Annotated in this window: 21 protein-coding genes and 1 pseudogene; 12 read left to right on the forward strand and 10 right to left on the reverse strand. The window is 72.7% G+C overall.

Going from position 1 to position 21,240, the window contains the following annotated elements; translation table 11 throughout:
* Window positions 1-914: 914 nt before the first annotated feature.
* Window positions 915-2,006, reverse strand: coding sequence for an amidohydrolase family protein (locus tag ACZ4QV_RS28270; protein WP_361637134.1), 1,092 nt, complete (start codon window positions 2,004-2,006; stop codon window positions 915-917).
* 491 nt (window positions 2,007-2,497) lie between these two features.
* Between ACZ4QV_RS28270 and ectA the strand changes: the two genes are divergently transcribed.
* The 4 genes from ectA (at window position 2,498) to thpD (ending at window position 5,817) form a co-directional block, all read left to right on the forward strand.
* Window positions 2,498-3,013, forward strand: a complete 516-nt coding sequence (ectA, locus tag ACZ4QV_RS28275) for a diaminobutyrate acetyltransferase (protein ID WP_361142355.1) — start codon at window positions 2,498-2,500, stop codon at window positions 3,011-3,013.
* Between the two features lie 65 nt (window positions 3,014-3,078).
* A complete protein-coding gene (gene ectB, locus ACZ4QV_RS28280) occupies window positions 3,079-4,347 on the forward strand; it encodes a diaminobutyrate--2-oxoglutarate transaminase (RefSeq protein ID WP_361142358.1) in 1,269 nt (422 codons plus the stop codon).
* 57 nt (window positions 4,348-4,404) lie between these two features.
* Window positions 4,405-4,824 carry an ectoine synthase gene (locus ACZ4QV_RS28285; protein WP_467763563.1) on the forward strand — a complete coding sequence of 140 codons (420 nt, stop codon included), beginning with the start codon at window positions 4,405-4,407 and terminating at the stop codon, window positions 4,822-4,824.
* 93 nt (window positions 4,825-4,917) lie between these two features.
* Complete coding sequence (thpD, locus tag ACZ4QV_RS28290; protein WP_361142364.1) at window positions 4,918-5,817, forward strand: ectoine hydroxylase; 900 nt, start codon at window positions 4,918-4,920, stop codon at window positions 5,815-5,817.
* Window positions 5,818-5,916: 99 nt separating this feature from the next.
* Here thpD and ACZ4QV_RS28295 read toward each other — a convergent pair whose 3' ends face one another.
* On the reverse strand, window positions 5,917-7,173 hold the full coding sequence (locus ACZ4QV_RS28295) for a maleylpyruvate isomerase mycothiol-dependent enzyme family protein (RefSeq protein WP_467763564.1): 1,257 nt from the start codon (window positions 7,171-7,173) through the stop codon (window positions 5,917-5,919).
* A 202-nt stretch (window positions 7,174-7,375) separates the two neighbouring features.
* On the reverse strand, window positions 7,376-7,966 hold the full coding sequence (locus ACZ4QV_RS28300) for an RNA polymerase sigma factor (protein WP_361588377.1): 591 nt from the start codon (window positions 7,964-7,966) through the stop codon (window positions 7,376-7,378).
* Between the two features lie 155 nt (window positions 7,967-8,121).
* Here ACZ4QV_RS28300 and ACZ4QV_RS28305 point away from each other — a divergent pair, with 155 nt between their 5' ends.
* Window positions 8,122-9,432 carry an alpha/beta fold hydrolase gene (locus ACZ4QV_RS28305; RefSeq protein ID WP_467763565.1) on the forward strand — a complete coding sequence of 437 codons (1,311 nt, stop codon included), beginning with the start codon at window positions 8,122-8,124 and terminating at the stop codon, window positions 9,430-9,432.
* 92 nt (window positions 9,433-9,524) lie between these two features.
* Here ACZ4QV_RS28305 and ACZ4QV_RS28310 read toward each other — a convergent pair whose 3' ends face one another.
* The 5 genes and pseudogenes from ACZ4QV_RS28310 to ACZ4QV_RS28330 form a co-directional block, all read right to left on the reverse strand.
* Window positions 9,525-10,583, reverse strand: a complete 1,059-nt coding sequence (locus ACZ4QV_RS28310) for an aminotransferase class V-fold PLP-dependent enzyme (RefSeq protein WP_361588381.1) — start codon at window positions 10,581-10,583, stop codon at window positions 9,525-9,527.
* Window positions 10,584-10,700: 117 nt separating this feature from the next.
* Entirely contained in the window at window positions 10,701-11,432 is a 732-nt protein-coding gene (locus tag ACZ4QV_RS28315; protein WP_361142378.1) for a DsbA family oxidoreductase, read from the reverse strand.
* 192 nt (window positions 11,433-11,624) lie between these two features.
* Complete coding sequence (locus ACZ4QV_RS28320) at window positions 11,625-11,831, reverse strand: DUF397 domain-containing protein (protein ID WP_467763566.1); 207 nt, start codon at window positions 11,829-11,831, stop codon at window positions 11,625-11,627.
* A 115-nt stretch (window positions 11,832-11,946) separates the two neighbouring features.
* Window positions 11,947-12,153 carry a DUF397 domain-containing protein gene (locus ACZ4QV_RS28325; RefSeq protein WP_467763567.1) on the reverse strand — a complete coding sequence of 69 codons (207 nt, stop codon included), beginning with the start codon at window positions 12,151-12,153 and terminating at the stop codon, window positions 11,947-11,949.
* A pseudogene (locus ACZ4QV_RS28330) lies at window positions 12,153-13,156 on the reverse strand (helix-turn-helix domain-containing protein). Before ACZ4QV_RS28330 ends, ACZ4QV_RS28325 begins: the two are co-directional and overlap by 1 nt.
* On the opposite strand from ACZ4QV_RS28330, the gene ACZ4QV_RS28335 reads away from it, so the two are divergent.
* Complete coding sequence (locus ACZ4QV_RS28335) at window positions 13,119-13,505, forward strand: hypothetical protein (protein WP_361637154.1); 387 nt, start codon at window positions 13,119-13,121, stop codon at window positions 13,503-13,505. The pseudogene ACZ4QV_RS28330 and the gene ACZ4QV_RS28335 overlap by 38 nt on opposite strands.
* A gap of 41 nt (window positions 13,506-13,546) precedes the next feature.
* Window positions 13,547-14,200 carry a class I SAM-dependent methyltransferase gene (locus tag ACZ4QV_RS28340; protein WP_361637157.1) on the forward strand — a complete coding sequence of 218 codons (654 nt, stop codon included), beginning with the start codon at window positions 13,547-13,549 and terminating at the stop codon, window positions 14,198-14,200.
* Here ACZ4QV_RS28340 and ACZ4QV_RS28345 read toward each other — a convergent pair.
* Together ACZ4QV_RS28345 and ACZ4QV_RS28350 are read right to left on the reverse strand one after the other, a co-directional pair.
* Window positions 14,178-14,729, reverse strand: coding sequence for a GNAT family N-acetyltransferase (locus tag ACZ4QV_RS28345; protein WP_361637160.1), 552 nt, complete (start codon window positions 14,727-14,729; stop codon window positions 14,178-14,180). The genes ACZ4QV_RS28340 and ACZ4QV_RS28345 overlap by 23 nt on opposite strands.
* Before the next feature lie 11 nt (window positions 14,730-14,740).
* Entirely contained in the window at window positions 14,741-16,471 is a 1,731-nt protein-coding gene (locus tag ACZ4QV_RS28350; protein ID WP_467763568.1) for an aldehyde dehydrogenase (NADP(+)), read from the reverse strand.
* A 127-nt stretch (window positions 16,472-16,598) separates the two neighbouring features.
* Between ACZ4QV_RS28350 and ACZ4QV_RS28355 the strand changes: the two genes are divergently transcribed.
* The 5 genes from ACZ4QV_RS28355 to ACZ4QV_RS28375 all read left to right on the forward strand — a co-directional run bounded on the left by ACZ4QV_RS28355 (window position 16,599) and on the right by ACZ4QV_RS28375 (window position 21,185).
* The gene (locus ACZ4QV_RS28355) at window positions 16,599-17,369 is read left to right on the forward strand and encodes an IclR family transcriptional regulator (RefSeq protein ID WP_361588397.1); all 771 of its coding nucleotides are present in this window, start codon (window positions 16,599-16,601) and stop codon (window positions 17,367-17,369) included.
* Window positions 17,370-17,449: 80 nt separating this feature from the next.
* On the forward strand, window positions 17,450-18,694 hold the full coding sequence (locus tag ACZ4QV_RS28360) for a sensor histidine kinase (protein ID WP_361145093.1): 1,245 nt from the start codon (window positions 17,450-17,452) through the stop codon (window positions 18,692-18,694).
* Window positions 18,695-18,807: 113 nt separating this feature from the next.
* Entirely contained in the window at window positions 18,808-19,431 is a 624-nt protein-coding gene (locus ACZ4QV_RS28365; protein WP_467763586.1) for a response regulator transcription factor, read from the forward strand.
* 363 nt (window positions 19,432-19,794) lie between these two features.
* Window positions 19,795-20,301, forward strand: a complete 507-nt coding sequence (locus ACZ4QV_RS28370; RefSeq protein WP_361142397.1) for a hypothetical protein — start codon at window positions 19,795-19,797, stop codon at window positions 20,299-20,301.
* Between the two features lie 191 nt (window positions 20,302-20,492).
* Complete coding sequence (locus ACZ4QV_RS28375) at window positions 20,493-21,185, forward strand: class F sortase (protein WP_361637166.1); 693 nt, start codon at window positions 20,493-20,495, stop codon at window positions 21,183-21,185.
* Window positions 21,186-21,240 lie beyond the last annotated feature (55 nt).

Genomic DNA, 21,240 nt, shown 5'->3' on the forward strand with positions numbered 1-21,240 from the left:
TGCGGCACCAAGGCGGCTGGTCGCGCAGTTCCCCGCGCCCCTTCAGGGCGCGGCCGAACCGCAGCCGACTTGGCCAGACCCGCTTGGCCCGCACCCGCACACGGTCCCGGCCCTCCAGCCCCCGCCCCACACCCCAGCCCCTCCCGCCGCACAGCGACCAACGGCCAGCGGGGGCAGACGTCCCCCCACCCACACCGCGAAAGCCGAACACGTACAGGAGGGTGCGGGACCGGAGGACGAAGTCTGGAGGGCCCGGGCCCGCACGACCATCGAGCTGCCCGCAGTCCGGCGGAGTTTCGGCGCCCGACGACGGGCCGGACTCCGGGGCCGACTGGCTGCCTGTGGCGGGTGGCGCTCTCTTCGGTCCGGTCACGGGAGCGGTCCTCCAGACTCCGTCCTACGGCCCGCCCCCTCCCCGCCGTACAGCGACCAACGGCCGGTGGGGGCAGACGTCCCCCCCCCACCCTCGCCGCGATAGCCGAACGCGTACGGGAGGGCGCGGGACCGGAGGACGAAGTCTGGAGGGCCCGGGCCCGCACCACCGTCGAGCCGCCCGCAGTCGGGGCAGGGTTTCGGCGCCCGACGGCGGGCCGGACTCCGTAGCCGACTGGCAGACCGTACCGGGTGGCGCCGCCGCAGCCCGGACACGGGAGCGGTCCTCCAGACTCCGTCCTACGGCCCGCCCCCTCCCGCCGTACAGCGACCAACGGCCGGTAGGGGCAGACGTCCCCCCACCCACACCGCGAAAGCCGAACACGTACAGGAGGGCGCGGGACCGGAGGACGAAGTCTGGAGGGCCCGGGCCCGCACCACCGTCGAGCCACCCGCGGTACGGCGGAGTTTCGGCGCCCGACGACGGGCCAGGCACCGCGGCCGACCGGCTGCCTGAATCGGAAAACCGACCCGCAAGCGGGTCACCCCACCACCCGCCCCCGCAACACCACCCGCCGCGGCGCCGCCAGCACCCGTACGTCCGCGCGCGGATCCCCGTCGTAGACGACGAGGTCCGCCGGAGCGCCCTCCTCCAGGCCCGGCCGCCCCAGCCACCGCCGCGCGCCCCACGTCGTCGCCGCGAGCGCGTCCACCGCGGGGATGCCGGCCTTGGTCAGTTCGGCGACTTCCTGCGCGATGAGGCCGTGTGCGAGCGAGCCGCCCGCGTCGGTGCCGGCGAAGATGGGCACCCCGGCGTCGTACGCCGCGCGTACGGTGTCGTAGCGCCGCTCGTGCAGGCTCCTCATGTGGCTCGCCCAGGCGGGGAACTTCTTCTCACCACCGGCCGCCAGCGCCGGGAACGTCGCGATGTTCACGAGGGTGGGGACGATCGCGACGCCGCGCTCGGCGAACAGCGGAATGGTCTCCTCGGTGAGGCCGGTGGCGTGTTCGATGCAGTCGATGCCCGCCTCGACCAGCGGGGCGAGGGTCTCCTCCGCGAAACAGTGGGCCGTCACCCGGGCGCCGAGCCGGTGCGCCTCGGCGATGGCGGCCTCGACGGCGCCGCGCGGCCAGCAGGCCGACAGGTCGCCGGTCTCGCGGTCGATCCAGTCGCCGACCAGTTTGACCCAGCCGTCGCCGCGCCGGGCCTCCCGCGCGACGTACGCGGCCAGGTCCTCGGGCTCGATCTCGTGGGCGTAGTTGCGGATGTAGCGGCGGGTGCGGGCGATGTGGCGGCCCGCCCTGATGATCCGCGGCAGGTCCTCGCGGTCGTCGATCCAGCGGGTGTCGGACGGCGAGCCGGCGTCCCTGAGCAGCAGGGTGCCCGCCTCCCGCTCGGTCAGCGCCTGCTTCTCGCTGGTCGCCTCGTCCACCGGCCCGTGGGCGTCCAGTCCGACGTGGCAGTGGGCGTCGACCAGGCCGGGCAGCGCCCAGCCCTGAACGGTCGTCACCTCCCGCGCGCCCGTCGGGCGTTCGTAGGTCACCCGGCCGTCGACGACCCAGAGTTCGTCGCGCACGTCGTCCGGCCCGGTCAGGACCCTGCCCTTGATGTGCAGCACCACGCTCTCGCTCATGGCCGCACTGTATGACGCGCGGCACGGCGGGCGGCACGGGGTCCGGGCCACCGGGCGCGGAGCACCGCAGCCCCGTACGGCGACTCCTTCCACAGAAACACTGTGGACGCCCGGGCTTTTCTTGCGGTACACCTTTTACCGGCGAATTTCCAATTCTCCAGCGCGCAGCTTCCCGTATTCTTCTGCCCGCTTTTTCGCAGCTCAAACGCCAAGATTTCGCTAGTGCCGGAGCAGGTAATTCCGTCGGGTCACCAGGACGTTACGGAGCTGTGACCGACCCCACACCCTGTCCGCTTCACCCCCTATTTTCCGGGCAAACCCGTACATCGTGCAGTCGTTTCGCGCGCTCGTGCGCCCCCGCGCGATAACACATGACCACCTCCCCACGTAACCCCTCCTCGCGATGCATTTTCCTTTTTCCCTGGGTAAATTGAATTCGCATGACCGCCGCACAAGCAGACCATGCAGGTGCCCGAAGCGATATCAGAGAAATGCCGGAGGGTTTCAAGCTCGACACACCGCGCGTGGAGGACGGAGCCGCGATCTGGCGCATCGCCCGCGACTCCAAGGCACTGGACCTGAACTCCTCCTACAGCTACCTGCTGTGGTGTCGCGACTTCGCCGCCACCTCCGCCGTCGCCCGCGACGGCGAGGGCGAGCCGGCCGCCTTCATCACCGGCTACCTCCGCCCCGAGTCCCCGGACACGCTCTTCGTCTGGCAAGTCGCCGTCGACGAGGCGCACCGCGGTCGCGGACTGGCCGCCGCCCTCCTGGACGGCCTGGTCGCCCGCGCCACCGCGGAACAGGGCGTGTGTCGCATCGAGACCACGATCACCGAGGACAACGCGGCGTCCAACCGTCTCTTCGCCTCGTTCGCCGAGCGCCACGGGGCGCCGCTGGCCCGCGAAGTCCTCCTCGACGCCGGGCTCTTCCCGGAGCAGGGGCACGACGCCGAGGTGCTCCACCGCATCGGCCCGCTCGGTCCCCCTGCCGAGCACCGCCCCTGACCGCCTCTTTCGCAGCCCCCCCAGACTTCTCCCCGCTCACGCCACTCATCTCCCAGGAGCATGCTGTGACCATCACCCAGCCCGACCTGAGCGTCTTCGAGACCGTGGAGTCCGAGGTGCGCAGCTACTGCCGCGGATGGCCCACGGTCTTCGACCGCGCGCAGGGCAGCCACATGTACGACGAGGACGGCCACACCTACCTCGACTTCTTCGCCGGCGCCGGGTCGCTCAACTACGGGCACAACAACCCCGTACTCAAACGCGCCCTGATCGACTACATCGAGCGCGACGGCGTCACCCACGGCCTGGACATGTCCACCACGGCCAAGCGTGCGTTCCTGGAGACCTTCCAGAACACCATCCTGCGCCCGCGCGACCTGCCCTACAAGGTCATGTTCCCCGGCCCGACGGGTGCCAACTCCGTGGAGGCCGCGCTCAAGCTGGCCCGCAAGGTCAAGGGGCGCGAGTCGATCGTCTCCTTCACCAACGCCTTCCACGGCATGTCGCTGGGCGCCCTCGCGGTGACCGGCAACGCCTTCAAGCGGGCCGGTGCCGGCATCCCGCTCGTGCACGGCACCCCCATGCCGTTCGACAACTACCTCGACGGCACCTACCCGGACTTCCTCTGGTTCGAGCGGCTGCTGGAGGACAGCGGTTCCGGCCTGAACACCCCGGCCGCCGTGATCGTCGAGACGGTGCAGGGCGAGGGCGGCATCAACGTCGCCCGCGCCGACTGGCTGCGGGCCCTGTCCGAGCTGTGCAAGCGCCGCGACATGCTGCTGATCGTCGACGACATCCAGATGGGCTGCGGCCGCACCGGCGCGTTCTTCTCCTTCGAGGAGGCGGGCATCGTGCCGGACATCGTCACCGTCTCGAAGTCCATCAGCGGCTACGGCCTGCCGCTGGCCCTCACCCTGTTCAAGCCGGAGCTGGACGTGTGGGAGCCGGGCGAGCACAACGGCACCTTCCGCGGCAACAACCCGGCCTTCGTCACCGCCGCGGCGGCCCTGGACACGTACTGGGCCGACGGCCAGATGGAGAAGCAGACGCTGGCCCGCGGCGAGATCATCGAGTCGCACCTGCGCGCCATCGTCGAGGAGCACCCCGCCTCCATCGCCGAGTACCGCGGCCGCGGCATGGTCTGGGGCCTGGAGTGCTCCGACAAGCCGCTCGCCAACAAGATCGCCAAGCGCGCCTTCGAGCTGGGTCTGCTCATCGAGACCTCCGGCCCGGAGAGTGAGGTCGTCAAGCTGCTGCCGGCGCTGACGACCACCCCCGAGGAGCTGGACGAGGGTCTGCGCATCCTCGCCCGCGCGGTCCGCGACTGCGCCTGAGCGCACCCCGGAACCGCACCACTCCTTGTCCGCACCACAGAAAGGTACGAGAACACCGTGATCGTCCGATCCTTCAAGGACATCGAAGGCACCGACCGCCACGTCAAGGCCAAGTCGGGCACGTGGGAGAGCAAGCGCATCGTGCTCGCCAAGGAGCGCGTCGGCTTCTCGCTGCACGAGACCACGCTGTACGCCGGCACCGAGACGTCGATGTGGTACGCCAACCACATCGAGGCCGTGCTGTGCGTGGAGGGCGAGGCCGAGCTCACCAACGACGAGACCGGTGAGAAGCACACCATCACCCCGGGCACCATGTACCTGCTCGACGGGCACGAGAAGCACACCATGCGCATCAAGGAGGACTTCCGCTGCGTGTGTGTCTTCAACCCGCCGGTGACGGGCCGCGAGGACCACGACGAGAACGGCGTGTACCCGCTGCTCACCGAGCCCGAGCCCGAGCCCGAGCCGTCGGCGTAACCCGGCCGGCATTCGGCGCACCCCCTGCCCCGTCCGGCAGTTGAGCAAGGCGCGAGAAGGAAAGCACGTACGAGAGGAGAGGAAGGCAACACCATGACCACCGCACCCGAGCGCACCGCCGACCTGTACCCGACCCGGGGGACCACCGAGGTGATGACCCCGCGGCAGGACCCGGTGGTGTGGTCGCAGCCCGGCACGGAGGGGCCTTTCCAGCCGTCCGAGCTGAGCGACTTCGAACGCGACGGTTTCTTCGCCATGGAGGAACTCCTGACGGCGGATGAAGTCGCGGTGTACCGCGCCGAACTGGACCGGCTGGTCAACGACCCGGAGATGCGGGCGGACGACCGCTCGATCGTCGAGCCGAAGTCCCAGGAGATCCGGTCCGTCTTCGAGGTGCACAAGATCAGTGAGGTGTTCGCCAAGCTGGTCTCCGACCCGCGCGTGGTGGGACGCGCCCGGCAGATCCTCGGCTCGGACGTGTACGTCCACCAGTCGCGGATCAACGTCAAGCCGGGCTTCGGCGCCTCCGGCTTCTACTGGCACTCCGACTTCGAGACCTGGCACGCCGAGGACGGCCTGCCGAACATGCGGACCGTGTCGGTCTCGATCGCCCTGACGGAGAACCACGACACCAACGGCGGCCTGATGATCATGCCGGGTTCGCACCGGCACTTCCTCGGGTGCGCCGGTGCGACGCCGCGGGACAACTACAAGAAGTCGCTGCAGATGCAGGACGCCGGCACGCCCTCGGACGAGGCGCTGACCAAGCTGGCCGACGCGCACGGCATCAAGCTGTTCACCGGCAAGGCCGGTTCGGCCACCTGGTTCGACTGCAACTGCATGCACGGTTCCGGCGACAACATCACGCCGTACCCGCGCAGCAACGTCTTCATCGTGTTCAACAGCGTGGAGAACACCGCGGTGGAGCCCTTCGCGGCGCCGGTCCCGCGCCCGGAGTACATCGGCGCACGTGACTTCACCCCGGTGAAGTAACGTCCGCGCCGTACGGCGCCGGCGGGGCACCACGGCACGGCGTCGGAGTGCGGGTAGGGCCCCGGTCGGGCGACCGGGGCCCTACCCGCGCCCGCGCCCTCAGAGCCAGGCCAGCGACGTGGCCGTCTCCAGCAGCCGCTGCGAGGCGGCCGCGTCGCCCGCCTGGCCGCGCGCGATCTCGTCCGGCTCCTGCCGGCCGCCGACGAGCAGCAGGAAGTCGGTGGCCTCCAGGACCAGTTCGGCGGCGATCGGCTCGGCGTCCGAGCCGAGCACCCAGTCACCGCCCGCCTCGCCCTCCACCGACAGCAGCACCGGCCGCGCGTCCGGGCCCAGCGCCAGGTCCAGGATGCGTACCGTCAGCCCCAGGAAGCGCTGGAGGTGCACCGGCAGCGGCGGCGGGACGGTACGGCCCAGCGCCCGCCCGATGTCCCGGGTGTGCACCCAGGTCTCGAACGCGCGGATCACGTAGTGGTCGGCGACCGGCAGCCGCAGTCCCATCAGCGTCGTGGCCGCGGCGGCCAGTTGCTCGTCGCCCGCCTCGGGCAGCGCGAGCAGCCCGTGTGCCTGGGTCCGCCACGCCTCCCGGGTCTCGGCGGGCGGCCGGGTGTGCTCGTACGTCACCACCTCGTGCGTACGGGCCGCCCAGCGCAGCTCCCAGGGGGCACGCGCGCCGGGCGTCCGCCCCGCGGCCGGGGCGTCCGGGTCCGTGCCGGTGTCCGGTCCGTACCCCTCCGGCCTGTACCCCTCCGGCCCGTACCCCTCCGGCGGCCGCGTCCCGGGCACCGCTCCCAAGCCCGTGCCCGCCTCCGTCACCGGCGCCAGGCCCAGCCGTTCGGCCAGCACTTCGTCGGCCGCGACCAGGTGGGCGACGGTGCCCTGGACGTCCCAGTCGTGCACGACCGGGGTGCCCCAACGGGCCGGGGCGTGGTCCAGCTCCCGCAGCAGCGCGTCCAGGCAGGCCACCGCACCCGCGTACGGAGCAGCGTGCGCGGCCGGCGTGACCTGGCCGGGGCGCGCGGCACGGGCCGCGGCCATCAGCCGCCCGCGCGCCAGGCCCGCGTTCGCCTTGCGCCCGGCTCCGCGGCCCCTCCCGCCGGGCGCCGGTTCGTCCAGCAGGCGTGCGGTCTCCCGCAGCCGCCGTGCTTCGGCCGCGCAGGGGGCACAGTCGCGCAGGTGGTCGCGGATCCGCGCGTCGTCGCCCGGCATGTCGGCGCCGAGCGCCCACGCCGCGAGCAGCGCGCTGACCTCCTCGTGCGCCGCGGACGAGCCGTCCGCGCCGCCGGGCTCACCGAGGCCGTCCGGACCGGCGGGGTTCCCGGGCCCCTCCGGCCCTCCGCTCCCACCCGAACCGCCCATCCCAGCCGAACCATCCGAACCACCCACGCCGCCCGGACCGTCCGTACCTCCGGGACCGTCCGTACCTCCCGGACCGCCCGTGCCACCCCGGCCGTTCCTGCCTCCCGCGCCCATCGCATGCCCCTTCTCGCTGTTCCGCCGCCCGGCCGGGCCGCGCGCCCGCCTGTCGCTTCCCTTGCTGCCCGCGGCCGGCGCCCGGCATTCAGCACTCGTCCCGCGCCTCGTCGGCCGGGCTGCCGGGGCCGGACGACGGCCCGGCGAGCCGGTCGGCCAGACCGCTCAGGGCGTTCCGCAGCCGGGCGGTGGCCGCCGTCTCCGCGATGCCCAGTTCCACCGCGACCTGCCGGTACGTACGCCCGGCGAAGCATGCCAGGTGCAGCGCCTCCCGTTCCGGCAGGGGCAGTTCGGTGAGGGCGGTGTGCAGCGACACCCGCGCCTCCTCGACGGTCTCGGGCGCCTCGTCCTCCCCTTCCTCCCCTTCCGGACCGCACGCAGCGCGCTCCGCCTCCGCCTCCCGCACCCGGGCCACCGCGCCGTGGTGGCCGCGGATGCTCAGCCAGGCGCGCAGCGAACCGTGGCCGGGTTCAAATGCGTACGGGCACGTCCACAGCTCGATGAAGACGCGCTGTGTCACCTCGCCGGCGACCGCCGTACTGCCGGTCACCCGCCGGGCCACCGCCCTGACCAGCGCGCTGTAGGCGTCGTACGCCTCGCCCAGCGCGGTTTCGTCCCCGTACACCAGCCGCCGGTGCAGCTCCCGGTCGCGCGGCGGGTACCTGGTTGTCCCGTCCACCGGCACCACCTCGTGAGTGTGTGGTGACATTCCTAGCCTTTCGCCCTCCTCCGCGGTAGCCGTCCGTCCGGCCGAATTGCGCGGCGCCCGGTGGGTGCCGCACGATCCGGGGGGCTCCGAAGGGGTGCGGGGCCGAAGCAGACCAAGGAGCGCACATGAGGACCGACCGGCTGCCCGGTGTCGTACTGACCGACCACTTCCTGGACGTGCCGCTGGACCACGCCGAGCCGGACGGCGAGCGGCTGACGGTGTACGGGCGCGAAGCCGTGGCGCCCGGCCGGGAGCACGAGGAACTGCCCTGGCTCGTCTACCTCCAGGGCGGCCCCGGCTACGCGGCACCGCGCCCGCCGGGCCGGAACTCCTGGCTGGCGAGCGCGCTGGACCACTACCGGGTGCTGCTGTTGGACCAGCGGGGCACCGGCCGTTCCACGCCGGCCAACCGGCAGACCCTGCCGCTGCGCGGAGGCCCGCGGGAACAGGCCAATTATCTGGCGCGTTTCCGCGCCGACGCGATCGTGCGGGACGCCGAGCTGTTCCGCCGCGAACTGGCCGGTCCCGGTGCGCGGTGGAGCGTCCTGGGGCAGAGTTTCGGCGGCTTCTGCGCCACGACCTATCTCTCGTACGCGCCCGAGGGCCTGCGCGAGGTCATGATCACGGGTGGTCTGCCGGGGCTGCGGGCCACCGCGGAGGACGTCTACCGGGCCGCGTACCCGAGGGTGGCCCGAAGGAACGCCGCGCACTACGCGCGATACCCGCAGGACATCGAGCGCGTCCGCCGTATCGCCGCGCGCCTGCGGGAACGCCCGGCCCGGCTGCCCGGCGGCGGGCATCTGACGGCGGAGGCGTTCCAGGGGCTGGGCCGGATGCTGGGGACCGGTACCGGCTCGTACGTCCTGCACTACCTGATCGAGGACGCGTGGGTGACCGGCCCCTCCGGGCCCGAACTGGCGGATTCCTTCCTGGAGGCCGCGCAGCGCCACCTCTCCTTCACCGCCGCCCCGCTGTTCGCCGTCCTGCACGAAGCGATCTACGCCCAGCGGTCGGTGAAGTCCGGCAGCACCGGCTGGGCCGCCGAGCGCGTCCGCGCCGAGTTCCCCGAGTTCGACGTCGACGCGGCGCTGGACGGCGGGCGGCCCGTTCACTTCACCGGGGAAACGGTCCACCCCTGGCTCTTCGACACCGACCCGTCACTGCGCCCCCTCAAGGAGACGGCACAAGCACTGGCCGAGCGCGCCGACTGGCCCGATCTGTACGACGCCGACCGCCTAGCGGCCAACGAGGTCCCGGCCGTGGCCGCCGTCTACGCCGATGACATGTACGTCGACACCGCCCACTCCCTGGAGACCGCGCGGGAGATCCGCGGACTGCGGACCTGGGTGACCAACGAGTGGGAGCACGACGGGCTGAGCGCCGGCGGCGGCGCGGTGCTGGACCGTCTGATCCGGATGGTGCGCGGAGAGGTCTGACGTTCCGGGGGCCGGCATTCAGCGGAAGGGGCTGACGGCGGGCGGCAGCGAGGAAAGCTTCCTGCTGCCGCCGTCCTCCTACCGCCGTTCGCCTACCGCTGCCCCTCCCCCACCACCTCCAGCACCCGGTCCACATCGTCCGACGAGTTGTAGAGGTGGAAAGCGGCCCGGAGGCTGCCCGCGCGCACGGCGACCCGTACGCCCGCCGCCGCCAGCCGGTCCGCCGCGTCCGCGAGTCCCGGCACGGACACGATCGCCGAGCCGGGCGCGGGCAGCGGGGTGTGGCCGAGCGCCGCGATCCCCTCGCGGTACCGGTCGGCGAGCGCGTTGTTGTGCGCGTACACGGTCTCGACGCCGATCTCGTTCAGCAGGGCGAGGGACTGCGCGGCGCCCACGTACGAGTAGTGGGCGTGCGGTTCGTCGTAGCGGCGCGCTCCGGCCGCCGGTTCCCGGATCGGCCCGTAGTTGGACTCGTACGGGTCCGCGGCGGCCACCCACCCGGCGTGCAGCGCTTCCAGCCCGTCGTCTCCGCACACCAGGAAGGAGGCGCCGCGCGGACACAGCAGCCACTTGAACGCCCCGCACACCACGTAGTCGAAGTCACTGCCCCGCAGCGGCAGCCAGCCCGCGGCCTGCGTGACGTCCAGAAGGGTGCGCGCTCCATGGGCTGCGGCGGCGGCCCGTACCGCCGCCATGTCGGCGATCCGCCCGTCCAGCGCCTGGACGGCGCTGAAGGCGACGAGCGCCGTACCGGGCCGCACGGCGTCGGCCAGCTCGGCGAGCGGCGCGGTACGGAGCTTGATCCCGGCCCGCGCCGCGAACGGGTTGACCAGCGAACTGAACTCCCCTTCCGGTACCAGCACTTCGGCCCCGTTCGGGAGCGACCCGGCGATCAGCGCGACGTGCACCGCGACCGCCCCGCCGATCGCGACCCGTTCCGGCGGTGTGTGCAGCAGCCGGGCGAAGGCGGCCCGGGAGGCGTCCGCCGGTCCGAAGTAGTCCTGGCCCATGGTCCCGTAGGAGACGGACTCCTCGACGGCCGCACGCAGGGCGGCGGCCGAACGGGCCGGGAGCAGGCCGCTGGACGCGGTGTTCAGAAACGTTGTCAGGGGCGCGAATTCGTCCCCACCGAGTGGCTCGATGCGCTGCATGCCACCACTGTGGCCGTCCGGCCGTCCGGCGTCCATCGCGTATTCCGTTTGCGCGGCGCCAAGCGCGCCTTATTCGCGCAGCTCAGCGCCTTACCGCTCCGCTGGAGTCCGCCGGGCTCAGCTCCCCGTACCGGGTCGGCACACATCCCCTTCGCACCCCGGCGCGGCCGCCTCGTCCTTCGGAGTGGCCCCCTCGTCGCCCGGCGCGGACGCACCGCCCTCTTCCCACGCCCGCTCCAGCGCCTGCCGGAACACCTCCGCGGGCTGCCCGCCGGAGATCCCGTACCGCCGGTCGATGACGAAGAACGGCACGCTCCGCGCCCCCAGCTCCGCCGCCTCCCGCTCGTCGGCCCGCACCGCCTCCGCGTAGGCGTCCCGGTCCGCCAGCACCCGGCGCACCTCTTCCTCGTCCAACCCGGCGGCCACCGCCACCTCGGTCAGTACCTCCCCGTTCCCCAGCGCCCGCGCCTCCGCGAAATTGGCCCGGTACAGCGCGCCGAGCAGCGCGTCCTGCACGCCCCGCTCCTTGGCCAGGTGCAGCAGCCGGTGCAGGTCAAAGGTGTTCCCGTGCATCCGGTCGGACCGGTACCCGAGCCCTTCCCCCGCCGCCGCCTCGGCCACCCGCGCCTCCATGGCCTCGGCCTGCTCCCGCGACACCCCGTACTTCTGCGCGAGCATCTCCAGCACCGGCGTGTCCGCCGCCGGCGCCGCCTCCGGGTCGAGCTCGAAGGACCGGTGGACGATCTCCACCTCACCCCGGTGCGCGAACCCGGCCAGGCCCTTCTCGAAGCGGGCCTTGCCGATGTAGCACCAGGGACAGGCGATGTCCGCCCAGATCTCGACGCGCATGTCAGGTGTTTCCTCAGATGATCGGTACGAAAGGGGACAGTCGCGGACAACCTTGCGGAGGCGGCGGCTATTCCCCGGCGCGGTGACGTGTGCGGGTGTGCGGCGTCACAGGCGGTACGGACGCCGGGGCATGACGGAGCCCCGCCGCCCCCGTGGCGGGGACGACAGGGCTCGCGGGCCGGTCGGCCGAGGTCAGGCGGTGGTCTGCCGGGCGAACTGGACGAGCCCGGCGAAGGCGTCGCCAGTGAGCGTCAGGTGGGGGCCGTCTGGGAACTTGCTGTCCTGGACCAGGTACTCACCCGTGATCGCGGCGTGCTCCGGCGCCCACTCGATGCACTGGCCGCCTTCGCCGCCGCTGTAGCTGCTCTTCACCCAGCGGATGGGCTTCGCCCTCTTCATCACGCGTACTCCTTCATCGCTTCGCGCAGTGCCGCACGGTGGGACGCCTAAGCGCTGCGGAGCCCCGCCGCCCCCATCGCGAAGGCGGCGAGGCTCACTGTCCGGTCGGCCGAGGTCAGACGGTGGCCCACCGAGCGAACTGAACGAGCCCGGCGAAAGCATCGCCGGTGAGCGTCAGGTGAGGGCCGTCCGGAGACTTGCTGTCCCGGACCAGGTACTCACCCGTAACCACCGCGTGCTCCGGCGCCCACTCGATGCACTGGCCGCCGTCCCCACTGCTGTAAGTGCTCTTCACCCAACGGGTGGGCTTCGCTATCTTCATCACGCGTACTCCTTGATCGCTTCGCGCAGTGTGCGGAGTGATTTTTCAGGGGACAGCGCGTCCGCGCGCAGCCGTTCGTACCTGCTCACACTCGTGGCCACCACGGACGCCGAATCGATGACGCGTCCCAGTCCCTGAGCTTCCGAGTAGAGCACCGGTGCCGAGCCGTCGTCGAACGTCAGCAGCGTAAACGGCTCTGCTGCCGGAGGCGCCCCGGAGTCGAACGGCAGTACTTGGACAGTGACGTCGGGCGTCTCCGACACCTGCAACAGATGCTCCATCTGCCCACACATCACGGGACGGCCGCCAACCTCCCGACGCAAACACGACTCGTCCAGCACCACCCACAGCAGCGGCGGGTCGGGGCGCTCCAAGATGTCCGGCGCTGGAGCCTCCAGGTGACCTTCTCCTTGATCACGTCGTCCGAGTAGCGCGGGTTCGCCGCACGGTACAGCGCTTCGGCGTAGGCGAAGGTCTGCAGAACCCCCATGACCAGGTACGGCGAGAAGTCGAGAACTTGCGCTGCCTTTTCCTCCAGAAGTAGGTACGGCACGAACCACTCAGGATGCCCATGCTGCGAGATCCGGGTACGCATACGAGCGAAGTATCCGGAGGTGTCGAAAAACCGGTCGCAGCCTTCGGCGAAATGCAGGCTGGCAAGAGCTTTTCCCTGCTTCACCTTCGTCACGTACGGCGCTTTGTAGCCTGTCGCGTCCGCCAGCTCCTGCTGCGTGGCGCCGCGATGGCGAAGGGCTTCCTCCAGCTCTCGCCCGAACCACTCAAGGCCGTTGCGCGGTTCGGACTGCGACGCGGGGGACCTTTCGCTCACGTGTGCAACTCCCTGTTTTTCCAACTGCTTTGGAAACCCTCCAGCTCTATGGAGCCTACGCCCGGAACGGCACTTGTAAGCAGTCGGCCACTCGCTGACCGTCTGCCGACGAACTTCCAGGAACGGTGAATTCCACATGACCAGCCCCGGCCGGGAGCACTTCTCCCGCCTCATGCGCTCCCACGGACACGCAGGCGTGCTCCATGTGCGTACCGGCGAAGACAGTGCCGCTGCCCTCGAAAACCCGCAACCCGAAGGTCTGACCATGACAACCCCCGCCCCCACGCCCACGCGCATGGAAATTCACATCACCGGCATTCGGGAGCACGTCGCCGAATGCGTGACCGAAACCGGCGGCAAGCAGTGCGGTGTCCGTTCCAGCACTTGGGGCTCCCCTGTGCAGGTGCACACGTGGATTCGAGCGCACGCGATGGAGACCGGACACACGAAGTGCCGGAAGCACACGGACGAGCCCGTCAACACCTTCTCGAAGCCCGGAGCCCGCCAGAACTTCGGGCCGTGAGACCGGGAGCCCGTCCGCCGTTTCCGGAGTAGCTTCCGCCCATGGAGATGCCGCGAGAAGTGCTGGGCTTCTGGGAGCGTGCCGGGGCCGCCAAGACGTTCACCCATCCGCTGGACCGGGAGCTGCTGGACGCGTACGTGCCGCGTGATGTGCCGGTGCTGGACTACGGCTGCGGGTACGGGCGGCTGACCGCCGAGCTGGTGGCGGCCGGGTACGGGGACGTGTGCGGGGTGGATGTGTCGCGGGCGCTGGTGGAGCGCGGCGGGCGGGAGCATCCGGAGGTGCGGATCGAGCACTGTCCGGGGCTGCCGCTGCCGTTCGGGGACGGGAGTTTCGGGGCCGCGCTGCTGTTCGCGGTGCTGACGTGCGTGCCCGGTTCCGGGGAGCAGGGGGAGATCGTCGCGGAGCTGGGCCGGCTGGTGCGGCCGGGCGGCGTGCTGTACGTCAGCGACATGCCGTTGCAGCGCGACCGGTGGGACGTGGCGCGGTACGAGGAGTACGCGGAGCGGTTCGGGGCGTACGGGGTGTTCGGGACGCCCGACGGCGGGGTGTTCCGGCACCACGAGCCGGACCGGCTGCGCGGGCTGGTCCGGGCGCACGGCTTCACGGTGGAGGCCGAGCGCACGGACCCGGTGCCGACGCTGGACGGGCGCACCGCCGAGCGGCTTCAGATCATCGGACGGCGGCGGGGCTGAGCGGCAGTACGAGGTCGAGGTGGGTGGCGTCCGGTGCGGGGTGGCGGGACGCGTCCGGCTGCCAGCCGTGCCGGGTGTAGAAGGCGCGGGCCCGCCGGTTGTGCCAGTACACGTCCAGGCGGGCGGTGGTGACGCCCGCCGCCCGCCAGCCCGCGACGCAGGCGCGGTGCAGGGCGGAGCCGATGCCGTCGCGCCAGCGGTCCGGGTCCACGTGGAGCTGGAAGAGTTTGACGGTGTCGGCGGGCGCGCCGTCCTCGCGGCGGTAGGAGGCGACGCCGACGACCGCGCCGTCCCGTTCCGCGCACAGCACGGTGGCGTCCGTACGGGCGAGGCCGTGCGCCCAGCCTTCGCGCCAGCGCTCACGCTCGGCCGGGTCGTCCAGTTGCGCGTCGGGCACGCGGCCGCGGTAGTACGTCGCGCGGGCGCGCTGGTGCAGGTCCACTATGACGTCGAGGTCGGCGGCCGTGGCGTCGCGGACGAGGGTGGCGGGGGCGGCGGCCGCGTCGGGCGCTTCCGGGGCGTGGGGCATGTGCGCGTATGTCACCTTTCGGGGCGGCCGTCGACTCGGCGGGGCAGGTTCAGCGGGTTGTCCTCGCGCAGCTCCGGCGGGAGCAGGGCGGGCGGGGTGTCCTGGTGGACGACCGGCCGCAGCCACCGTTCGACCGCCGTGCCGCCGACGGAGGTGGCGGTGGAGGTGGCGGCCGGGTAGGGGCCGCCGTGGTGCTGGGCGGGGGCCACGGCGACGCCGGTCGGCCAGCCGTTGACGAGCAGCCGGCCGGCCAGCGGGGTGAGCGCGGCCAGCAGGCGCGCGCCACGCCCCGTACCGCGCGGGGACGGGGACGCGGCGGTTCCCGTACCGCCCGGGGACGCCTCGGCCCCTGCACCGCCGCCGGACGCACCGGTCCCCGCGTCGGCCCCCGTACCGCCCGTGACCGCCTCGGCCCCCGTACCGCCGCCGCCGGATGCACCGGTCCTCACCTCGGCCCCGCTACCGCCGGACGCGCCGGCCCCCGCGTCCTCCCCCGCGCACTCCGCCGCCCCCAGCTGGAGCGTCGCGGTGAGGTTGCCGGGCAGCCGGGCCAGTACGGCGCCGATCTCGGCCTCGTCGGCGTAGCGCGCGAGGACGGTGACCGGCCCGAAGCACTCCTCCAGGAGCAGGTCGTGGGTGCCGCCGTCATCGGCGAGCCGGGCCGCGGGGACGGTGAGGAAGCCCGCGCTGACGGTGTGCTCGCCGCCCGCACCGGGCGTCACGGGCGCCTGCACGTCCGGCAGCGCGGCCCGTTCCCGTACGCCGTCGATGAAGGCGTCGCGCATCCGGTGGTCCAGGAGCACGCCGGCCTCGGTGGTGCTGACGGCCTCCGCGAGGGAGCGCTCCAGGCGGTCGCCGGCCGGGCCGTGCGGCGCGAGGACCAGTCCGGGCTTGACGCAGAACTGGCCGGTGCCGAGGGTCATCGAACCGGCCAGGCCGGTGCCGATCTGTTCGGCGCGCTCGTCGGCGGCGGCCTCGGTGACCACGACCGGGTTGAGGCTGCCGAGTTCGCCGTGGAAGGGGATCGGGTGCGGGCGGGCGGCGGCCGCGTCGTACAGGGCGCGTCCGCCGCGTACCGAGCCGGTGAAGCCCGCGGCGGCGACGAGCGGGTGCCGGACCAGCTCGATGCCCGCTTCGAAGCCGTGCACCAGGCCGATCACGCCCGCGGGCAGGCCGGTTTCGGCCGCGGCGCGGCGCAGCAGGGCGGCGCTCAGTTCGGAGGTGGCCGGGTGGTCGGGGTGGGCCTTGACGACGACCGGGCAGCCGGCGGCGAGGGCGCTGGCGGTGTCGCCGCCGGGCACGGAGAAGGCGAGTGGGAAGTTGCCGGCCGCGTAGACCGCGACGACGCCGAGCGGGATCTTGTAGCGGCGCAGGTCGGGGCGGGGCGGGGTGAGCGCGGGGTCGGCGTGGTCGATCAGCACGTCGAGGAATGCACCCTCCTCGACGACGTCGGCGAACGCGCGCAACTGGTACGTCGTACGGCCGAGTTCGCCGGTCAGCCGCCCCGGGCCGAGTGCGGTCTCCGCGTCGGCGGCCCCGACGATCCGTTCCTCGGCCCCGTCCAGCAGGTCGGCGGCGCGGCGCAGCAGGGTGGCCCGGACACGGCGGTCGGCGAGCGCGCCCCGGGCGTCGTGCGCGGCCCGTACGGCGGCGTCGACCTCGGCCGCTGTGGCCTCCACCGCAACCTGCTCGCGCCGCTTCCCGGTACGGGGGTCGACACTCCAGACTGGTGCTGCTGCCACCGCGCATTCCTCCCGGCGAACTCTTGTCGCGTCCAGGACGCCGTTCGCTATGCTGAACGCCGTCCCAGGTGGTGAATGTGACGTCCGCTGGGACTCTATGGCTGTCCGAACTGAGGGGTCAAGGCCGATGGCCGCTGCCGAGACCACCGGAGCGCAGGTCAAGTCCGCGGTGCGCACGGTGGAGTTGCTGGAGTACTTCGCGGGCCGCCCCGGTATGCACAGCCTCGCCGCCGTCCAGGAGGCCGTCGGCTACCCGAAGTCCAGCCTCTACATGCTGCTGCGCACCCTCGTCGACCTCGGCTGGGTGGAGACCGACGCCACCGGCACCCGGTACGGCATCGGCGTGCGCGCCCTGCTGGTCGGCACCTCCTACATCGACGGCGACGAGGTGGTGGCCGCCGCCCGCCCCACTCTGGACCGGCTCGCCGACGACACCACCGAGACCATCCACCTGGCCCGGCTGGACGGCACCAACGTCGTCTACCTCGCCACCCGCCAGTCCCAGCACTACCTGCGCCCCTTCACCCGCGTCGGTCGCCGGCTGCCCGCCCACTCCACGTCCCTGGGCAAGGCGCTGCTCGCCACGTACACCGACGACCAGGTACGGGTGCTCCTCCCGGAGAAGCTCGACGCCCTCACCGAGCACACCGTCACCGACCGCGAGCAGCTCATCGAGGAGCTGCGCCTGGTGCGTGAGCAGGGGTACGCCGTGGACCGCGAGGAGAACACGCTCGGACTGCGCTGCTTCGGCGTGGCGGTCCCGTACCGCACCCCGGCGCGGGACGCGGTGAGCTGCTCGGTGCCGGTGGCCCGGCTGACCCCGGGGCACGAGCAGTTGATCAAGGACGCGCTGTTCGACGCGCGGGACCGGCTGACGCTGGCTACGCGACGCCTTTGAAGATCACCTTGAAGGCCGTCCCGAAGCCCGGCGCGACGCCCGGCGCGACGCCCGGCGCGTCACGAACGAGCGGGGCGCGGCTGTTCCTCGGCCGCTGGGTGCATCTCGTCCTCGGCGGCGCCCTGCTGACCCCTTTCTTCCTGCTGGCGGCGCTCGTCGTCCCGCTCACCTTCGACGAGGTGAACCCCTTCAGCGACTTCCCCTGGCAGTTCGCCGCGTTCGCCTTCGCGCTGCCGCTCGCCGCCCTGGGCGCGCTGCTCTTCCCGCTGCTGCGCACGCTGGAGGCGACGGCGGCGCGGTCGCTGTGCGGCCTGCCCGCCGACGTGACGGCGGAACTGGCCGAGGAGCCCGCCGACTCGTGGGCCGCCCGGCGGCGTACGGCCCTGTGGTTCGTGGCGCACCTGGCCGCCGGCGGAATCGTCAGCGGTATGACACTGGCGGCGCCGCCCGCCGCCGTGATGCTGCTCCTGCTGCCGGTCACGGACCCGCTGCGGCACCAGGAACTGGGCTGGCCCGACCTGGCCGGCGGTCTGCTCGGCCCGCTGACCGGGCTCGGCCTGCTCGTCCTGGTGGCGGGCACCACGTGGGCGGGCGGCCGGCTGCTGGCCCGCCTGGCGCCCGTACTGCTCGGCCGTACCCCCGCCGACCGCCTGGCCGCCGCCGAACGGCGCGCCGCCGACCTCGCCTCCCGCAACCGGCTCGCCCGCGAACTGCACGACTCCGTGGGGCACGCGCTCAGCGCGGTCACCCTCCAGGCGGGCGCGGCCCGCCGGGTGCTCGACGCCGACCCCGAGTTCGCGCGGCAGGCGCTGCTCGCCATCGAGGAGACCACCCGCGGCGCGGTCGCCGAACTCGACACCGTACTGGGGCTCTTGCGGGAGGACGGGGACGGCCGGGCCGACGCACCCGCACCGGAACTGGGCGCCCTGGGCGCGCTGCTGGACCGCACCCGCGCCGCCGGGCTGCGGATCGACGCGAACGTCGACGACGGATGCGGGCGGCTGCCGACGCTGGTCTCGCGGGAGGCGTACCGGATCGTGCAGGAAGGTCTCAGCAACGCGCTGCGGCACGCCGGTACCGTACCGGTCCGGCTGCGGATCGCCCTGGACGCCGACGAGCTGAGGATCACGGTGGAGAACCCCATGCAGAGAGACGACGCGGCCACGCCGAGCGAGACGGCCGCGGCCACACCCCGCCCGGGCGGCGGTCGCGGCCTGCCCGGCATCACCGAACGCGCCCGTCTGCTGGGCGGCCAGGCCCGGGCCGGGGGCCGCGACGGCGTGTGGCGGCTGACCGTACGGCTCCCCCTGGGGGCATCGCGGTGAGCGGCACGGACGAGGGCCGCGCGGACGAGGAGCGCGCGAACGGGGAGCGCGCGGACGCCCGTACCGGCACCGCCGCTCCCCCGCTGCGCATCGTCCTCGCGGACGACGAGCGGATGGTCCGTACGGCGCTGCGCGCGATCCTCGGCGCCGAGCCGGACATGGAGGTCGTCGGCGAGGCGGCCACCGGCGCCGAGGCGGTGCCGCTGATCCGCGAACTGCGCCCGGACATCGTGCTGATGGACGTACGGATGCCGGAGATCGACGGCATCCGCGCGACCGAACAGGTGCTGACGGCCATGGCGGAACCGCCGCGGATCATCGTGGTGACGACCTTCGAGAACGACGCGTACGTGTACGACGCGCTGCGCGCCGGCGCCAGCGGCTTCCTGCTGAAGCGGGCCGGCGTGGAAGACCTGGTGCAGGCGGTGCGGATGGTGGCACGCAGCGATTCGCTGCTGTTCCCGGCGGCGGTACGGGAGCTGGCCGCCCGGTACGCGGGGGCGCGCGCCGCGCGCGAGTCGGCGCGGGCCCTGCGGGCGCGCCTGTCCGACCGTGAGGCGGACGTGCTGCGGCTGATGACCAAGGGCCTGACGAACGCGGAGATCGCGGACCGGCTGACGGTCGGCCCGGCGACGGTCAAGACGCATGTCGCGGGGGTGCTGGCCAAGCTGGGCGTGCGGGACCGGACCCAGGCGGTGATCGCGGCGTACGAGAGCGGGTTCGTCCGGCCGGGGTGATCCCGCCGCCGCATCCCCGGTCCCCTGGCCCCCGCCCCCCCCGACCGCCCCCGGGCCACCCCTCGGGCACCCTCCGTAACACCCGATTACGCAGCGCCACTACCACATTCCGCGCGAAATATCCGTCACCCGTTCATCCCAATCCGCAACGTCACCGAACGTCACGACCACCTAGCCCCTGACCTGCCGAAACATAACCGATCATGCGCGACACGCCGACGGTGCACGGGAGTTCTGACATCGCGTCAACAGGCTCCCGGCGTGCCCGGCCGCTTACCTCGATTGCAGGAGGCGCGGAATTCCCCCAACTTCCTTTGCGGTGCTGTGGTGTGCCGCGGTCCGTGCCTCGTGGAGGTTCGTCCCATGCGTTCCACTCGCGTTCTCACCGGTGCGGCGCTGTCCGTCGCCGCCCTCGGCCTGTCCACCTCCGCGGCCTTCGCGGCCACCGGCAGCATCGAGGTGACGCCCAACCCGGTCAAGGCCGGCAACTCGGTCAACCTCAACAGCAGCGCCTGCGGCAAGGACGGCTCGGCCACCGTCGACGCCAGCACCCTGGGCGCCGGCCGGATCACGCTGTCGTCGAAGAACCAGACGCACACCGAAAACGTGCAGGGCTCCCTGCGGGTGCCGGCCAGTACCAAGCCGGGCAACTACGGCATCGGCGGCAAGTGCGCCAACGGGACGGAGATCTCCGGCACGGTGCGGGTCTCCTCCGGCACCACCCCGCACGGCAGGACGAAGACCGGCCTGGGTACCACCAGTGAGAGCTCCAGCACCACGGAGATCGTCGCCGGTGCGGGCGTCCTGCTGGCGGCCGCCGCCGGTGGCGTGTGGATGGTGCGCCGCCGCCGCGCGGACGACTCGGCCTGACCCTTCCGCGGGCCCGGCCCTTCCGCACCCGGAAGCGCCGCCCGGCACCGGCACCGCCCGGCCGCCGGACCGCGTCCCCGCCTCCCGGACCCGTCTGCCGCATTCCGGGAGGCCGGGGGCCGCGCCCGGCACCCGGACGCGATCGATCCGGCGGCCCGACGGTCCGCAGCACACCCGGAGGCACGACAGCCATGGGACACACCCCCCGCCGCCGCGGCGACCAAGGGCTCATAGCCCTGCTCACCGCGGGCGCGATGGGCACCGGCATCTGGCTGATAGGCCACGGCGCGCAGGCCCAGGCGCCACCGCCGCAGCCCTCCGCCGACCAGGGGTTCGCCGCGGGCCCACAGCACCCCTGGCCGTCCGCGGCCCCCGCCCCGCCGCCTCCGCCGATGCCGGCCTCCCGGCCGCTGCGGGTGCGTATCCCGTCGGTCGGCGTGGACGCGCCGCTGATGCGCCTCGGTCTCGACGAGAGCGGCGGCCTGGCGACCCCGCCGCAGGAGGACAAGAACCTCGCCGGCTGGTACGCGGACGGCAACACGCCCGGCACCACCGGCACTTCACTGATCGCGGGCCACGTCGACAACCGCTCCGGGCCCGGGGTCTTCTACAACCTCGGCTCCCTGAAGAAGAACCACAAGGTGGAGGTCGTCCGCGCGGACGGCCGGACCGCGGTCTTCTCCGTCGACGCCGTCGAGGTCTACGACGGCGAGGACTTCCCCGACAAGAAGGTCTACGCGCCTGCTTCCCGGCCCGAACTACGGCTGATCACCTGCGGCGGCGGCTTCAGCAAGGCCCGGCAGGAATACCTGGGCAACGTGGTGGTCTTCGGCCACCTGACCGGTACGAAACGCGAACCCGCCCCGCGCGCGAGCGACGGCTGACCCCCGGCGCCGTGCCCCCGGACCAGGCCCAGGTCCAGGCCCCGAGCCTGCCCCT

This window comes from Streptomyces sp. NPDC026394 (genome assembly GCF_055567735.1).

What these genes read in the sequence shown, in the direction of transcription:
- ACZ4QV_RS28270 (WP_361637134.1), bottom strand. Translation starts at nt 2,006, where the DNA reads ATGAGCGAGAGCGTGGTGCTGCACATCAAGGGCAGGGTCCTGACCGGG.
- ectA (WP_361142355.1), top strand. Translation starts at nt 2,498, where the DNA reads ATGCCGGAGGGTTTCAAGCTCGACACACCGCGCGTGGAGGACGGAGCC.
- thpD (WP_361142364.1), top strand. Translation starts at nt 4,918, where the DNA reads ATGACCACCGCACCCGAGCGCACCGCCGACCTGTACCCGACCCGGGGG.
- ACZ4QV_RS28295 (WP_467763564.1), bottom strand. Translation starts at nt 7,173, where the DNA reads ATGGGCGGTTCGGGTGGGAGCGGAGGGCCGGAGGGGCCCGGGAACCCC.
- ACZ4QV_RS28305 (WP_467763565.1), top strand. Translation starts at nt 8,122, where the DNA reads ATGAGGACCGACCGGCTGCCCGGTGTCGTACTGACCGACCACTTCCTG.
- ACZ4QV_RS28310 (WP_361588381.1), bottom strand. Translation starts at nt 10,583, where the DNA reads ATGCAGCGCATCGAGCCACTCGGTGGGGACGAATTCGCGCCCCTGACA.
- ACZ4QV_RS28315 (WP_361142378.1), bottom strand. Translation starts at nt 11,432, where the DNA reads ATGCGCGTCGAGATCTGGGCGGACATCGCCTGTCCCTGGTGCTACATC.
- ACZ4QV_RS28320 (WP_467763566.1), bottom strand. Translation starts at nt 11,831, where the DNA reads ATGAAGAGGGCGAAGCCCATCCGCTGGGTGAAGAGCAGCTACAGCGGC.
- ACZ4QV_RS28325 (WP_467763567.1), bottom strand. Translation starts at nt 12,153, where the DNA reads ATGAAGATAGCGAAGCCCACCCGTTGGGTGAAGAGCACTTACAGCAGT.
- ACZ4QV_RS28335 (WP_361637154.1), top strand. Translation starts at nt 13,119, where the DNA reads ATGACCAGCCCCGGCCGGGAGCACTTCTCCCGCCTCATGCGCTCCCAC.
- ACZ4QV_RS28340 (WP_361637157.1), top strand. Translation starts at nt 13,547, where the DNA reads ATGGAGATGCCGCGAGAAGTGCTGGGCTTCTGGGAGCGTGCCGGGGCC.
- ACZ4QV_RS28345 (WP_361637160.1), bottom strand. Translation starts at nt 14,729, where the DNA reads ATGCCCCACGCCCCGGAAGCGCCCGACGCGGCCGCCGCCCCCGCCACC.
- ACZ4QV_RS28355 (WP_361588397.1), top strand. Translation starts at nt 16,599, where the DNA reads ATGGCCGCTGCCGAGACCACCGGAGCGCAGGTCAAGTCCGCGGTGCGC.
- ACZ4QV_RS28365 (WP_467763586.1), top strand. Translation starts at nt 18,808, where the DNA reads ATGGTCCGTACGGCGCTGCGCGCGATCCTCGGCGCCGAGCCGGACATG.
- ACZ4QV_RS28370 (WP_361142397.1), top strand. Translation starts at nt 19,795, where the DNA reads ATGCGTTCCACTCGCGTTCTCACCGGTGCGGCGCTGTCCGTCGCCGCC.
- ACZ4QV_RS28375 (WP_361637166.1), top strand. Translation starts at nt 20,493, where the DNA reads ATGGGACACACCCCCCGCCGCCGCGGCGACCAAGGGCTCATAGCCCTG.